Source organism: Paenibacillus sp. HGF5, assembly GCF_000204455.1.
GTDB lineage: Bacteria > Bacillota > Bacilli > Paenibacillales > Paenibacillaceae > Paenibacillus_AQ > Paenibacillus_AQ lautus_A.
Genome location: NZ_AEXS01000067.1, coordinates 58,731 through 73,771, shown reverse-complemented (window position 1 = coordinate 73,771; position 15,041 = coordinate 58,731). Strand labels below are relative to the sequence as shown.

Annotated in this window: 17 protein-coding genes; 14 read left to right on the top strand and 3 right to left on the bottom strand. The window is 46.4% G+C overall.

The annotated features are described in order from the left end of the window. Positions 1-4: 4 nt before the first annotated feature. The gene (locus HMPREF9412_RS11430) at positions 5-1,108 is read right to left on the bottom strand and encodes a YheC/YheD family endospore coat-associated protein (protein ID WP_009591621.1); all 1,104 of its coding nucleotides are present in this window, start codon (positions 1,106-1,108) and stop codon (positions 5-7) included. A 283-nt stretch (positions 1,109-1,391) separates the two neighbouring features. On the opposite strand from HMPREF9412_RS11430, the gene HMPREF9412_RS11425 reads away from it, so the two are divergent. The 14 genes from HMPREF9412_RS11425 (at position 1,392) to HMPREF9412_RS11360 (ending at position 14,042) form a co-directional block, all read left to right on the top strand. Further along, the gene (locus tag HMPREF9412_RS11425) at positions 1,392-2,537 is read left to right on the top strand and encodes a glycosyltransferase family 4 protein (RefSeq protein ID WP_009591728.1); all 1,146 of its coding nucleotides are present in this window, start codon (positions 1,392-1,394) and stop codon (positions 2,535-2,537) included. Between the two features lie 76 nt (positions 2,538-2,613). Then, positions 2,614-3,195, top strand: coding sequence for a WIAG-tail domain (locus tag HMPREF9412_RS11420; RefSeq protein ID WP_009591589.1), 582 nt, complete (start codon positions 2,614-2,616; stop codon positions 3,193-3,195). 354 nt (positions 3,196-3,549) lie between these two features. Continuing rightward, positions 3,550-4,254, top strand: coding sequence for a glycosyltransferase family 2 protein (locus HMPREF9412_RS11415; protein ID WP_009591719.1), 705 nt, complete (start codon positions 3,550-3,552; stop codon positions 4,252-4,254). An 84-nt stretch (positions 4,255-4,338) separates the two neighbouring features. Then, entirely contained in the window at positions 4,339-4,695 is a 357-nt protein-coding gene (locus HMPREF9412_RS11410) for a hypothetical protein (protein WP_015733939.1), read from the top strand. A gap of 35 nt (positions 4,696-4,730) precedes the next feature. After that, positions 4,731-5,045 (top strand): hypothetical protein, encoded by a 315-nt coding sequence (locus HMPREF9412_RS11405; protein WP_009591657.1) that lies wholly within the window; start codon positions 4,731-4,733, stop codon positions 5,043-5,045. Beyond that, on the top strand, positions 5,042-5,344 hold the full coding sequence (locus HMPREF9412_RS11400) for a hypothetical protein (protein ID WP_015733940.1): 303 nt from the start codon (positions 5,042-5,044) through the stop codon (positions 5,342-5,344). The genes HMPREF9412_RS11405 and HMPREF9412_RS11400 overlap by 4 nt, the downstream gene beginning before the upstream one ends. A 20-nt stretch (positions 5,345-5,364) precedes the next feature. Then, positions 5,365-5,658 carry a hypothetical protein gene (locus tag HMPREF9412_RS11395; protein ID WP_036671944.1) on the top strand — a complete coding sequence of 98 codons (294 nt, stop codon included), beginning with the start codon at positions 5,365-5,367 and terminating at the stop codon, positions 5,656-5,658. Between the two features lie 245 nt (positions 5,659-5,903). After that, positions 5,904-6,875, top strand: coding sequence for an aminoglycoside phosphotransferase family protein (locus tag HMPREF9412_RS11390; RefSeq protein ID WP_009591709.1), 972 nt, complete (start codon positions 5,904-5,906; stop codon positions 6,873-6,875). 233 nt (positions 6,876-7,108) lie between these two features. Further along, positions 7,109-8,290, top strand: coding sequence for a phosphotransferase (locus HMPREF9412_RS11385; RefSeq protein WP_009591593.1), 1,182 nt, complete (start codon positions 7,109-7,111; stop codon positions 8,288-8,290). Positions 8,291-8,681: 391 nt separating this feature from the next. Beyond that, on the top strand, positions 8,682-10,097 hold the full coding sequence (locus tag HMPREF9412_RS11380; RefSeq protein ID WP_254664032.1) for an HAD-IIIC family phosphatase: 1,416 nt from the start codon (positions 8,682-8,684) through the stop codon (positions 10,095-10,097). Next, positions 10,094-10,324, top strand: coding sequence for an acyl carrier protein (locus HMPREF9412_RS11375; RefSeq protein ID WP_009591683.1), 231 nt, complete (start codon positions 10,094-10,096; stop codon positions 10,322-10,324). The genes HMPREF9412_RS11380 and HMPREF9412_RS11375 overlap by 4 nt, the downstream gene beginning before the upstream one ends. After that, positions 10,321-10,908 carry a GNAT family N-acetyltransferase gene (locus HMPREF9412_RS11370; RefSeq protein ID WP_009591613.1) on the top strand — a complete coding sequence of 196 codons (588 nt, stop codon included), beginning with the start codon at positions 10,321-10,323 and terminating at the stop codon, positions 10,906-10,908. The genes HMPREF9412_RS11375 and HMPREF9412_RS11370 overlap by 4 nt, the downstream gene beginning before the upstream one ends. 244 nt (positions 10,909-11,152) lie before the next feature. Continuing rightward, positions 11,153-12,529 carry a nucleotide sugar dehydrogenase gene (locus HMPREF9412_RS11365; protein ID WP_009591708.1) on the top strand — a complete coding sequence of 459 codons (1,377 nt, stop codon included), beginning with the start codon at positions 11,153-11,155 and terminating at the stop codon, positions 12,527-12,529. Then, positions 12,522-14,042 (top strand): glycosyltransferase, encoded by a 1,521-nt coding sequence (locus HMPREF9412_RS11360; RefSeq protein WP_009591609.1) that lies wholly within the window; start codon positions 12,522-12,524, stop codon positions 14,040-14,042. The genes HMPREF9412_RS11365 and HMPREF9412_RS11360 overlap by 8 nt, the downstream gene beginning before the upstream one ends. Positions 14,043-14,090: 48 nt before the next feature. On the opposite strand, the gene HMPREF9412_RS11355 is transcribed toward HMPREF9412_RS11360, so the two are convergent. After that, the gene (locus HMPREF9412_RS11355) at positions 14,091-14,423 is read right to left on the bottom strand and encodes a hypothetical protein (RefSeq protein ID WP_009591643.1); all 333 of its coding nucleotides are present in this window, start codon (positions 14,421-14,423) and stop codon (positions 14,091-14,093) included. A gap of 167 nt (positions 14,424-14,590) precedes the next feature. Further along, positions 14,591-15,037: a hypothetical protein gene (locus HMPREF9412_RS11350; RefSeq protein ID WP_009591753.1), complete on the bottom strand. Its 447-nt coding sequence runs from the start codon at positions 15,035-15,037 to the stop codon at positions 14,591-14,593. Positions 15,038-15,041: the final 4 nt, after the last annotated feature.

Below are 15,041 nucleotides of genomic sequence, written 5' to 3'. Positions count from 1 at the left end.
CCATTCAATAATGCGGCCAGACCCCGTTATCATAAAGATACCGGGCAAAAGCCATCGGATTGTAGTATGAGTATTTCCAAACTTCCTCCATTCCGGCTTCCCGAAATCCATAACGTTGATCGCAGCCATTGCATTCAATGAAATAGATCTTTCCATTCTCGGTAATGCCGACATCCATTCCAAAATCAGCTGCGTACGGAATATACAAGGACAGCGTCTTGGCGACATGGAGGGAAAACTCAGCAATTCGTTCTATGGTAAGTCCTACAGGCAAGCCAGGCATACAGCGGGCGAGTATGTCCGGGACCCGATAGGCTGAGCCGCCTTGAGCAATGTTGGAGACAAACGTTCGTGGAGCCGATGTTTTGGCGAACATGCCGGCGACTTCCCAGCGCCCGCTTCCCCCGCGCTGAACGGTAACTCGGATATCAAAGGGGCGGTCATCATATTCGGCAAGCGGTATGCGCTGCTGTACAACGAATGGAGCTTGCCTAATCCGCTGATAGATCAGTGGATGGAGCTTTCCGGGCGGCAAGGTAACCGTCCTCCAACCTTTGGCCGATGGGGATGAGCGGGAGTAAGTGAATTGACTGCGAAAAGAGTTACCTTTTAATCGCATAATACCAACCCCGATGCTTCCATTGCATGGTTTTAGAACGAGATCCCCGTGCTGGCTCAGCATGGAGCGAATCGAGGCAGGGGTAGCTTCTACCGTATGAGGCAGGGATGGTAATATCCCCTGGTCCTGTTCCAGCATATGATGTATAACGTTTTTACCGTAACGCGTACGCCCGTTATAAACGAATACCCCGCGCTTGATCAGTTGATCAATCAGCGTCTGCTCCTGTTTTTTATGATAAATAGCCCGCATATGAATAACGCGTGGGATGGGAATATGCACTTGTGAATATCCAGCTGGAGCCGGAACAAAACCAGTCACCTTTCCAGTCTCTAGTGAAATATGATGGATTGTAAAAAAACAAGGAACCAACCCATTCATGGCAGCAGCTTCTTCGTAGTTGGTCAGTGATTCAGTGCCGATACTCCCGCTGGAAATTCTGCGATACGTATTGTTGTTGAGCAGAATGCCGACATATTCCAGATGCATGGTCACCCTCCTTGTCACCATAATCCTGTACTCTTTGTACCATATCGTATGCGTGAGGATGATTGTCCCGGATGGACGGGTGTCGCCCGTGGTTGGCCTATTCTTTGTCGGGAATTAGTCACCAACAGGCCCTGATTCGGTATATGTTAAGGTATCTAACCATACAAATGAACAGGTATGCGCATTTTGGATATGGCAACGAAACACTACGGGTCAAGGGGGAACCTTTGATATATCAGTAGGTGTTTTTCATATAGATAAGATGTGAGAAGGATGTGGAGTTATGGGTTTGCGGAAGGTGGCGGTTGTGACGCCGGGATCGTTTGTCATTCCATCGGGGAGGAGCAGCTCCGTCGAGCGGGTAGTAGAGCAGACCATTCCATTAGCACAGGGTGCCATGGATGTGCGCATATTCGGAGTACTGGGAAAAGGGCTCCCTTCAAAAGACACGATCAACGGCGTTCCGTGCTACCGCCTGCCATCTGGAACGAATTATTATCCTTCCTTGCTGCGGAGGCTTCAGAAGTGGAGACCGGATATTATCGAAGTTCACAATCGGCCGCTGCTGGCGCAGCGCCTCAAAATGCATCTGCCGGATGTGAAAATCGTATTGAATCTTCACTCCAATACATTTATTTCACCTCCGTATATGAGCGAGCAGCGTTTTGGGGCCATTGCTCGCTGGATGGACGGCATTGTGGTGAACAGCCGTTTCCTGCTGGAGGATATCACTTCAAAACATGCTGGGCTTCTGGAGAAGATCACGATTAATCATCTTGGTGTGAGTCTTGATCATTTTACTCCTGCTTTCAGTCCTGCTGCCAAGGCACTAAGAGAGGCAAAGCTTGCTCATTACGGATGGAGCGGACGGCGAATCATTCTGTTTGCGGGACGGCTCATCCCTGACAAAGGGGTTCACCATCTGATTGCCGCATTGCCTCATATCATTGACAAGCATCCGGATGTTCTTTTGCTTATTATCGGAAGTGCGGCCTACGGATCCGATCGGGAAACCGCATATGTACGGGAACTGAAAAGAACGGCCGGACCTTATACCCAATGGGTATTTTTCCGCCCCTTTATCCCTTATCCCGCAATTGCAGACTGGTACTCGCTTGCCGATATTGTGGTTGTCCCCTCGGCGCCGAGGGAAGCCTTTGGGCTCGTGAACGTTGAAGCCATGGCTGCAGGAGTTCCCGTCATCGCTGCGAATGCAGGCGGTATTCCGGAGATCGTGGAGAACGGCGTGACGGGCTACCTGGTTCAAAGGGATGATTTTCCTGGCGGGCTTGCCGAACGGATTAACGGATTGCTTCAGGACGAGAATCTGCGTACCCGAATCGGGATGGCTGGTCGTGAAACGGTGCGTCAGCGTTTCAGATGGGATCATACGGCAGAACGATGGGCCAGCCTGATGCAAACCATCTAACCGACAGTGGCAGTAGCCCCTTCTCTTGAATAGGATGAAGGAAGGTAACGATTAGAAGCAGAGGAGAGAGCTGACAGTGAACAAAGCCAGAAGGATCACCAGGATAAGAAAGGGAAGGCCCTTTCGGCGGTACGATGGCTATAATAAGAAGATAGCCATCAGAGGAACTTCCGGCAAGTGGTCAGATTTAGAGAATGATGTGATGGATCACGCGTTGGCTGATGATGTAATCAGTGCTTCCCATCTGCAGCATCGCAGCGTAAGAAGTGAAGCGATTGAGGATTATGCCGTACACAGTATTCATCTGTCATCCGAATCCATTATTTCTTCCAAACTAGCACTTGAGTCGGTTCAACCGAGTCATCTTTCCTTTAATCCGGTTCAAGGGATTCCTGATACGCCTTTACTTCAGCAGTTTGGATATTTCCCCTTCATCTTTTCTGATGAACAAGAAACGATCGAAATTACAATACCGCTTCAGACCTCCTATCAAGATGAACATTATGTAGTGGTGGCATCGTGCAGTGATCCGGTGTTTCAAGCTGGCATTCGAAAACGGCAGCATGCGGAGGTAGCCATCGGAATTACACGGCCGACAGGCACTATGATCTCAGAAGGCTGGCTGTACTGGATCTCAATAGGCCGGATGGTAACATAATGGAGGAGAAGGATGGGGGGAAGCGAGATTCCACCCATCCTTTTTGTAACCAGGGGGATCCCATTCGTCAACATGATGGAGATGCCGTTCCGAAAAGAGCCTTAGTGCAATCATCCGCAGAAGTGAATACTAAGGAGTTCTCCGCATGACGCTCATTTACGAACATGTTACTCCAATCAAGTGTTGTTTACATATGGAAGATGATCATACGTTTAGAGAATGGAATGGTCCCTGTGGATGCCGTCACGAAGCGAGAAAGTCAACATACAATAGAAATGAATTGCCAAAAGATTATTCGGTCCTCACGCAGTGATGAGAAACGGGAGGCGGAATGTATATGAAGGATTTTTTACGATGAAGAGACGCGGCGCTCGCTTACGGACATCTTTATCGGCGACTCTTCCCAAAGCTGATCCGGTTGAAGGACGGAAGGATGGATTTATCGTTGGCTATTCTTATGGCGTTCAACACGGACAAAAAAACGGAGAATCCTCATTTGAGGGCATCAGCATCATCATCCCCATTCATGATCCAAACGAAGATGCTATTGGCAAGATCAGAAGAATCGAAGCCTTAACGCCGCATCCATATGAGCTGCTCATAGCTGATGCCGGCTCCTCGGAAGGAACGAGGCAATATGTGCGCGGCAGGATCGGAGCGGTACGACACATTATGGAGAGAAGTGGTCAAGGCATAGCGGTTGTTCTTAATAAGGCACTTCGTGCTGCACACGGGAAGAAGTTAGTTATTCTATATGGCTGTACACCTGTTATGGATAACTGGATCGGCGGTCTGATGGATGAGCTGGAACATGCACCGGCTATCAAAACGGTTTGTGTGAGTTTTGCACAGTCAGGAACCCCCGTACTTCCCGGGGATGAAACGGATATCCATAATCGGTTAAATGCGTGCTGTGCTCTGTTCCGCCCCGAGCTGTTAACGGAGGTTGGAGGACTAGATGAGGGGCTTCCATCATTACAGGAAAGCATAAGCGAATGGTTAGGGCGAATTCCGAAGCAATATAGAACGATGCTGCCGGCTAAGGATCTATTCACCTGATTCGAAGGACGGCATTATTCATGGCACCAGGAAGCTTGTCGAAGCATATGTTGAAAAATATGATGAGCGAAGGAGAGTTATGTCGTGGAGAAAAAAATAGATGATATGGTCGAATACCTATCGCACTCCCAGCAGCAATTAGCGCGCATTCTAGAAGCTCAGCGTCATGCAGCAGTCCGCATGGCTCAAATTATACATTCCTTACCGAATCATGAAATCCAAGCCTCCGAAGAACCGAATTCACGAGGAGGATCATCGTTAGGAGGACCATCGTTAGGGGGACAATTATTAGGAGGCCGGTCGTCAGGATCCCAGGTGGAACAAGTCAATAGCAGCATTGCTGCTTATTTGAACGCCATGGCCGACCTGCAACAAACATCGGCAGACAGTTTGGAAATCGTAATGAAAGAGCTTAGAGCGAACGAGCAAGGCGAAGAATAATGGGATCCGACTTCGTTGGTTAAGGGGGAATGTATGTGAGTAAAGAGGAATCGTTCATGCGGATTCTCGATGCATCCGTGACTATTCAATATAATACCTATCTCATTCTTCAAGGGAAAGCGGTAGAAGCCGAAAAGGTTTGTCAATGGGTCTTGACTCAATATCCTCGTTCCAAGGGAGAGTTGAAGGATTCGTTATCCATTCACGAGCAAATTGTCGAGCAAATCGAGGGCTTGACGAAAATAGGCTCCGGTCTGTGCCGGAATCTGCGAATTATTCTCGGAACGGATGCTGAACAAGATGATGCCATGGGATTTGATGCATTCGATTTCGGAGATACGGACTCATGATCGCGCGCATACAACGGGAACATGAGGCCAAGATTGCTATGGTATCATCCATTGCAAGAAGCCAGCAAGCGCTGGCAAGTATTTTGGAAAGTATCGCAGAGGTTACGGCTCATTCCGAAACAACCGCGCGCACGCTTGCGGAGAATATTCGGCTGCTTGTCGGCTATCAATCCGTGATGGCTGAAATGTTGACAGGCATTCCGTTAAATCGGTACAAATTAGGCAGTCCGGCATCGCCCTGGATAACATCCGAGTGCCAGCTATTTTACAATGAGGCCGGGTTAGAAGCTACGAACTGAACCTTGCAGGAGGATTCGGCATGAACACGGCATTAACGGTCAGGAATTATCGTAAGGCTTCACCCATGGCACGGAAGAAGTCATTCGCAAAAGGGCTGAGGAGCCTAAAGTCATCAGGTACTAAACGCCGCCATGGCAAGCCAGTAAAGCGCCATCGAGCCGGTGGCCGCTACAGCTCCAGATCTGAGGCCGGCAGAACCCGGCCTTTATCCCAAATCCATGACAAAGGGCATGATCATTCCTACATGGAAGATTTTAAAGCCGGATTTGCTAAAGGTTATGAAGATGGGAGACAGGCTGTTACCTTAGCCTAGACGACACAGGCAGCATTCTATATAACTAAGGCTTGAGCCTGAGCACATTTCCGTTTGTTAGGCGAAGGAATGGATACGTAAGGCTATGTTCGACATACGATGGTTAAAAGCGAAAAATGGAGTGAGGACTAATGAGTCGAACCTGTAGAATAGACAAGCGATTCATTCGAAGAACATGCCGTAAGATGGGTTTCCCCCAATCATTCAAGTCCTTTGGCGCCGAAGCGAGATGGGTTCATCAAACTATGGAATGTTTAAAAGACTCCTACAAAAGCAGCATATGGAAACTTGAAATCGAACATGACCAAAAGCGCGTTCCCGTCATTCTTAAAATTTCGAAAGCGCTCAAAAAAGACCGGCCGGAAAGCACGGTTGAGAAAAATATATACCGTAAAGGAAAAAAAGTGCTTCAACCGTTCATGCCACTAGTCTATAAGACCAAACGAAATATGAACGGACGCGATTTGTGGGTGTTCATGGAATACATTGAGCCTCTCAAAGGGCGAGTTCAGTATAATCCGGATCATTTTGACAAAATCATTCCGACATTAGCGAAGCTCCACTCCTCTACGATGAATGAACGCTTTATACAGTATGAGGGACTATTCGGTGATTGGCTGCCTCGATATAATTCCAAGGTTATGAGACAAGAAAGAAAAAACATAAATAAGTTAACCTTATTTTATTTAGATGAAGCGATGAAAAACCACAAGTTGAAAGATATGATTAATCCATACTACTCACTCGTGAAGGGCCTGCTGCTGAGAGGGCCGGATTATTTCCCGGAGGTCGTTCATGAAGGCTGCTGCATTATCCATGGAGATCTTCACACTGCAAACATAGCGACAAACAATGTTAAGGAGAAGTCGTGGAATATCAAGTTCATCGATTGGGAAGGCGCAAAATATGCCCCGTGCTGGTTTGATCTCGTCAATTTGATCGGGGTTTTCTTGGCATACCGCCGAGAATGGGGGGATCAGGAAGAGGATATAACCCGCCGCTGCGTTCAATTATATTCGAATGAGATGAGAAAGCACGGAGTTATCTTTAATACGGATCCACTAAAACTGTACCGGATGGCATTTGCAAAACGAATACTCGAGAAAGGGCTGTATCTTCAGCTGAATTGGGCTGTTACCGGAAAAAAAGAGGCGAAGCTGCTGCCGGCGTATTTAGAAAAAATCAAGGTCTTAGGAAAAAATTTGGAGCTTTATTAGCGAACATTCGGTCCTATGAATACGAAGTTGAATGCTACACGGTTAACCCGCGTGTTCTGCGGGTTATTTTGCGTTGTCTTATAATGTTTATCCAGCGCCTATCCGCAAAAAGATCCAATTATTCGCAGGATGTAAAATCGTGTATACGGAATGTTAAATCGCGTTTTTTTAATGTCATGTCGGAGCTCCTCCACATAGGATATAAAAGGAATACGGAGTGGAGGATCGCTTATATGGTGAAAACAGGAAATTCGGAAGGGTTCGAGCAAGGTCGTACGGATGGATTTAAAAAGGGAAAAGAAGATGGATATAATAAAGGGCTTGAGGATGCACAGGCCTTATTGGCAAACCCGCCTCTTAACGATATAAGTCTGAAGTGGCGGGAGCTTGGATGCGCTGATCAGATTGCAAGCCATTTCGGATCTACCGTTGTTTTGAACGATGGAAATATGGAGTGTTTGAAAGAAACGTTCAAGAGTGCAATCTGGAAACTCGAAATTACGGCAAACGGACAAAAATATCCAATGATTTTAAAGATATTCAAAGCACCCGTGAACGAACAGAAACTTATCGAGTTAAACATGTACCGAAAAGCAACCCATATTTTATCGGATCTGATACCTAACATATATCTGATCGTGGAAGGTATGAATGGTGATGATGTATGGGTATTCATGGAGTTCGTCCCTCAAGTAAAGGGTCAGGTTATCTTTACACCTGATTATTTCGACCGGATTATCCCTTCCTTGGCGAAACTTCACGCGCTAACCTATAACGACAATTTTTATAGTCATTGGGAAACATTCGAGGAATGGCTCCCGCTTTACGATTCCCCCACCTCAACGCAAGAACGCCAGAAGACGCATCAAAGAACTATAGAATATCTGGATAAGGCAATGGAACGTCCCGAATTAAAGGCGAGGCTGGAGTCTAGCTACGTTAATGTCCGTACCATGTTACAAAAGGGGCCTATTTATTTTCCCGAGCTTTTGCAGGCAGGTAAAAGCATCATTCACAATGATCTGCAAACACCGAATATCGGCTGCCACAATGTAGCCGAAGAGAACTGGAACATTAAGTTTATCGATTGGGAAGGTGCACGTTTCTCACCTTGCTGGTTCGATATGTTTAATTTAATGGGTGTGTTTTTTGCATACCGCAAGGACTGGAGAGGCGACGAATATGCCGTAATTGAACGCTGTGCGCCTTTATATGCCGCAGAAATGCTCAAATATGGAATCCGGTTCGATACGGACCCGGTTACGTTGTACAAAATGGCCTATTTGCAGCGCGTTTTGGAACGCAGCTTATTCCAGCAGCTTTTTTGGGGCGTGGAGGATCTGAAGACGGTTCATTTATTGGATCATTATTTGGAAAGAATCAATGTGTGGGGTAAGGAGCTCGGGTTATATTAATGCCAATGGCTTTAGCGGGATAGGATCCCGGAGTATCAGAAACATTGGCATGATGGCCAGGTCAAAGCTCTGAAAACAGGAGGGAGGTATAGGAATGAATCATGTGTTAACCCGTTTAGATTTAGCGGATTCTCTGCTGTGCTCCCTTCCCTCCAGGAGTCGGATCGCAGGAAGCCCGAAGCTTCCAAGCATTCGAACCTTCCGAATACGAGTTGACAGAACGATGCCCTTTGAGTTTGTTGCCAATTTGATGTCTCCGTTTTGCGGATTATGGGAGGCTGATGTCTGTTTTGATTACTCAGATTATGATAGCGCTCTGTCCGGTATTGGAGGGGAAGCTCAGGCGGATGTATATATCATCTGGTTAGATTGGCGGATTTACGCCCGCTCTATGAGTGCACAAGAAGCTGCACAATGGCTGAATGAACGGATCGTTAAATTGCGAATGGTAACGGATAAACCGATTTGGATAAATACCTGGCCGGAGTCCTTGGAAGATGCCAATAGGGTGCTCAGCTTCCGTGCCAGTGACCGTGGATGGTTCCGGAAGTTAAATTCGTTTTTGTTGGGAGCGGTTGAGAACAACACGGGCTGTGTTCTGATCGATTTAGCCCAATTGGCCCATGAAGGCACCGAATCCTTCTATGATTATCGGAACGAGGAAATTAGCAACTACCCATTTTCCAATCAGGCAACAACGATTATTTCCCGTCACCTTGGCGTCCAACTCTTGCCCGCTTCCTTGGTTCCGAGGCTTAAAGCGATTGCCCTGGATCTAGATGATACGCTATATCACGGAGTCCTGGGAGAAGAAGGAGCTGAAGGGGTAACGCTAACGGAAGGCCATCATCGGTTGCAAAGGCTGCTGCTTCAACTAAAACAATCAGGAATTATGCTTACTTTGTGCAGCCGCAATGAGGAGGAAGATGTTAAAGCACTGTTCGATGCGCGTACCGATTTTCCGCTGAGATGGGACGATTTTGCCGCTGTTCGTGCAAATTGGCAGACAAAAGCAGAAAATCTGAATCGGCTCTCTCAAATACTGAATATCGATCCGTCTGCCTTCTTGTTTGTGGATGACAATCCGGCGGAATTGGTGAAGATGGCTGCAGAACTACCGGAGGTACGCCTGCTCCGTGCCAAACGAAACGGTGAAGAAACGATGCTGGGTTTATGTCATTTTCCCGGATTGTATCAACTTCAACGGGATGATATTGCCGTATCCCGAACAACGGATATCCAGGCCAATCAGGCCAGAGAGAAGATCAGGCAAACAGCAGCGGATTACCATTCCTATTTAGACAGCTTGAACATGGTCATTACCATTTATGAGAATGAAGCTTCCCATGTCAAACGGCTGTATGATCTAAGTCATAAAACAAATCAGTTTAACCTGGCTCTAAGGCGTATGACAGAAAATGAAGCAAATGACGTTATGGACGCCTCCAAATACGTTACGATTACGGTTGGCCTATCGGATATACTGTCAGACAGCGGAATTATCGGCACCTTTGTATGCAGGTTGGATGGCGAACAAGCGCATCTAATCGAGACGCTTTTTAGCTGCAGGGCGCTTGGACGCGACATTGAAACGGTAACCTTTGCCTGGATCTTGGAGAAATTGATGGATCGCGGAGTGCAGCGTATCCACATTGAGATGTCCCAGGGGCCGCGGAATGCCCCCGCCTTGGACTGGATAAAGCGTTTTGTTGAGGGCTCGCCGGAACAGCTGCCGCTTAGGGATCTCTATGCACGTGTAAAAGCTGCTTGCGGGAACCATCCTGCCAGAGTGGAGGTAAATCGATGACGGAAATACGCAAACAAATTGGGTCGATCTTATCCGAGGTGTTGAACACCCCGATACCGCCTCATGGTAATCCAAAGCGGGAAGAATTGCCGAATTGGGATTCTTTAAAGCATATGGAGCTCATTCTTCGCCTTGAAGAGCAGTTCGATGTTCGCTTTTCCATCAGGGAAGTAGCGGGTATTCAAAGCTTGGATGACATCGCCAGGATCATTGAGGTGAAGTCGTGAACCACAACATCACCGTTGAACGTTTCGGCATTCGATTAAGACCGATTACGATGGACGACGCCGAATTTATTTTCAAGCTAAGAAGGTCCCCTGAGTTATCGAAGTACATCGGAGAAATCGACTCTCGTTATGCTGTGCATGAAGCATGGTTGAAAGAATATTTTCATAGAGAGGGCGATTATTACTTCTGCATTGAGCTTCTCTCGGGAGTGCCGATCGGAACCATCGCGATCTATGATATTGATGGTCAAGCCGGCAATTGGGGAAGATGGATCATTTCCGATTCGATCCCAGCCGCTCCTGCCAGCGTATGGCTTATTTTTCACGTTGCGTTTGATATTCTGGGTTTGTCCAGTGTGTTTTCCAATACGGTTATCGAGAATGCGAGCGTCGTTTCTTTTCATGATCACTGCGGGCTGCCGCGAACCGGAATCGAACGCAATGGCCTGACGATCAGGGGGGTCCCTTACGATATGGTTATTCATACGGCTACGAAGGAGAACTGGCCAACGGTACAACAACGTTTAGAGAAGCCCGCCATTCTAGCGGAGCGTTTGCTCGGGGAGACTCCGGAAAGTAATTAATATGCATTCGGGAGGCAAGACAATATGGCTTGTATACTACGACAGCGAAATCGTTCGCTGTCTTTTCTGTATGTACCGGACGAACAGGAATGACATGGGTAATATGTCTGGTGAATTCGCCGTTGCTACTCTCAGGCGTATTTCATATTTTATCAGGAGAAGGAAATTCATGATCGCCCGGTAATTTCATCATGGGTGTTTTTTGAACAAGGACTTACTCTTCAAGAAAGGATGGACAACCAGGATGAGCGAAATCTTGCATAAAATAAAAACCAAGACGGCAACGGTGGCCGTGATCGGTCTTGGTTACGTCGGACTATCCGTGGCAGTGGAGGCGGCAAGAGCCAATTACAGGGTGTACGGAATTGACATTGATAAGAATAAAACGGAACAGCTGCAACGCGGAAAATCGTATGTTACGGATATAAAGGATGAAGACATCGATTCTTTGATCCATCAGCGCCTGTATGCCGTTCATGAGTTTTCAGCGCTGGCTGAGGCAGATATCATCGTTATTTGCTTGCCCACCCCGCTTAACATCAACAGAGATCCTGACGTTTCCATGATTCGGTCAGCGGTTGATTCCATCATCCGGTATGCTTCGAGAGATACGCTCATTATTTTGGAAAGCACCACCTATCCCGGAACGACCGAAGAATTAATTAAGAATGTGATTGAGGCCAATACGCAATGGGAAACGGGTAAGGATGTTTTTGTATGTTATTCTCCGGAAAGAGTGGACCCTGGAAACCGTAAATTCAATGTAAAAAACACACCTAAAATCTTAGGTGGAATCACGGAGGAATGTACACATCTCGGTCTTCAATTTTACCGTTCTTTTTTGGATAACGTGATTCCGGTAAGCTCAACGGCCGCGGCCGAGATGGTTAAGTTGCTCGAGAACACGTTTCGAAGCGTTAACATTGCGCTTGTGAACGAGCTGACGCTCATGTGTGACCGAATGGGGATTAACATCTGGGAAGTGATCGACGCTGCTTCGACCAAGCCGTTTGGTTACATCCCCTTTTTCCCGGGGCCGGGGATCGGCGGCCACTGCATCCCGATCGATCCGACCTATCTGTCATGGAGAGCTAAAAAGTTCGGCTTCTATAACAAATTTATTGAATTGACCAGCGATATCAACAGCAATATGCCCCGCTATGTCATATCGCAGATTACCGACATACTCAATGACCATGAAAAGCCGCTAAAAAACTCAAATATTATATGCATTGGCATGGCTTATAAAAAGGATGTCAACGATATGCGGGAATCGCCCGCACTCGAAGTGTTCAGGCTTCTACAGCAGAAGGGGGCTGCGGTAACCTATTATGACCCGCTCATTCCATGGTTTATGGACAACGGTCAAAGGATATCTTCCATAGAACTTTTGCCGGATCTGATTGCCTCCGCCGACCTGGTCGTTATTACTACCGATCATAGTACGATCGATTACCGGTTTATTGCTGAGCATGCCGCTTTGCTATATGACACGAAAAATGTGACTCGGTCGATTAAAGGAAACATCGTATTGCTCGGCGGACATAAGCGATTGGAGAAAAGCTCACCCCCGGTTGTGTCGATCAAAGATAACGGGGAAGGGAGGGAAGGGATTGATTGATGTTGTCATATGTGTGCATAACGGTTTGAATGCGGTAAAACAATGCTTGAACTCCATTCAAAACAATACGACGCAAAAAATTAATTTAATTATCATAGATGATGGAAGCGATCAAACCACAAAGCGCTATCTGGAACAGTACACACGACAATTTCACCATAGATTAATTCGACACGATAAGCCGCAAGGCTATACGGCTTCTGCGAATCAAGGATTAAAGGAGTCAACATCACGATACTGCGTCCTCCTCAACAGCGATACGATCGTAACCGGTCAGTGGTTGGAAAGGCTGACGGAAACCATGGAATCCGATCGCAGGATCGGTATCGTCGGTCCGCTGTCAAATGCAGCCAGCTGGCAATCCATTCCCCATCGGGACTGGAGCCGTAATGGATTGGAGCCCGACTTGACGATCGAACAAATGGCCGAGCTTGTCTATCAAGCCTCGGATAAGATTTTTCCGAGAGTCATGTTTTTAAACGGCTTTTGTTTAATGATCAAGAAGGAAGTGTTAGACAAAATCGGATATTTTGATGAGAAGAACTTTCCGGTAGGTTACGGGGAAGAAGATGATTATTGTCTTCGCGCCCGGGCTGCCAACTTTAAATTAAAGGTTGCCACCCATTGTTATATCTATCATCAAAAGTCGGCAAGTTTCGGAACCGATAGAAGAAAGAAATTAGTGCAGAATGGAAAAGCTGCTCTCTATCGCAAGCATGGCGAGGAAAGGGTTCAACGATCGGTACAAAAAATGGCCGTGCATCAATCGCTCAGAGAAACAAGGGCAAAATTAAAGTGGCTCTTAGCGTGCAGACGACAAATCATCACAAGTAATCAACGAAAAAACGTAGTATACACAGCGATAACCGGCAATTACGATAAGCTGCAGGATCCTTTACAAATGAGCAAGCATTGTGATTACTATTGTTTTACCGATAATCCGAAATTAAAGTCCGGAACCTGGAAAATGATTAAGTTGGATAAAATATTCGCTGATTCGGCCCGTCAAGCTAGATGGGTAAAAGTTATGCCACATTTATTATTCCCAACCTACAAACACAGTGTTTGGGTTGACGGGAATATCAGAATTGTCGGAGATATCGATCGGTTTATTGAAAAATATAGCGCCTCACCGCTCGTGTTCTACAAACATTCACATCGGAATTGTATTTATAAAGAAGCTGAGGCTTGCATTGCCTTGGGGAAGGATAACAAGGAAGTCATATTAAAGCAAGTAGCCTTGTATAAGAATGCGGGATATCCGAGGGATAACGGACTGATTGAGTCCGGCGTGATCCTAAGACGCCATAATGATCCTGTCGTTATGGGGGCAATGACCACTTGGTGGAGACAAATTATAAGTTATAGTAAAAGAGACCAAATCAGTTTTAATTACGTGGCCTGGAAGAACAAGGTTCCTTTTACGGCGATCAATGGCAATATCCGTAATAATGAATTTTTTAATTGGAGCAAGCACCACAAGAAGCCGGTTATGAAAAGATTGAAACGCTAATATGTAACTTAGGGGCTGTTGTCGTACAACGGCCCCTTCTGTTTTCCCTTATTTACTGCCGCCTAACAGCTTGCTTATCATGTCATCCTTCGCTAGTTCGTCCGATACGATCTTTTGTACCTGAGAACTCTTCAGCGGAAGTTTCCCTTGCCTGATCGATCCGCCGAGGTAGAAGTGGAGGCTGTGAGGAAAAATCGCGTCTATATAATAGAGTTCTTTAAAGGACGTCCCTTCAGGAAATCTCGCAAAATACTCTTTATAATAAGAAGACAACACGACCCTCGGCAATAAATAACGGATATCCTTGATGGGAGAGTCAATTCTTGAATGCTCCAGATCAATGATCCATAAATCTCCTGGTGGCGTTTTTATTACGTTCAAATGGGTTAAATCCCCATGTACAAGCCATCTTTTATTGTTTACGGATGTGAGATGATCCGCGAGGAGGGGCGCTCTTCGGGAAGAAACTTTTATACATTTCTCAGCTAATTGTATACAGGGTTGAATATACGGCAAGGAGTACTGGTTTTTCCATTTCATCAAATCTTTTAATTTAATTGATATTCAGATATCCATCTGTTAATTCCATTCTTCAAGGCGCTCGGTTTTTGATTGGATGTGAGTGAACTTGGCCATGTAGCGTGTTGATGAAAATCCCCAATGACCTTTACGCGGTCAATTATCGATGCAGGACCTCCAGAGATATATTTAGACAAATAATAACGATGCTCACCTTGCTTCGTACATAGTTTCCGTTGATTCGTGGCGATAACCTCAGGAACCTTCAACCCTTGTTGGGATAGTGCGTATTGTAGAGTGATAGAAGGGGTGAAGCTTTTACTTGATCTGTAATCCGACTTAAGGATATAGGTTTCTTTGTTATCGATTACCTTCCACACTGCCTTATCCGGCTCGTTCTGAATCCATTCGATTTTCGGCTTTTTGATGTCATAATACTGGTTAAGAACTAACGCTGCCTCTTGAAGAGTAGGCATGCTA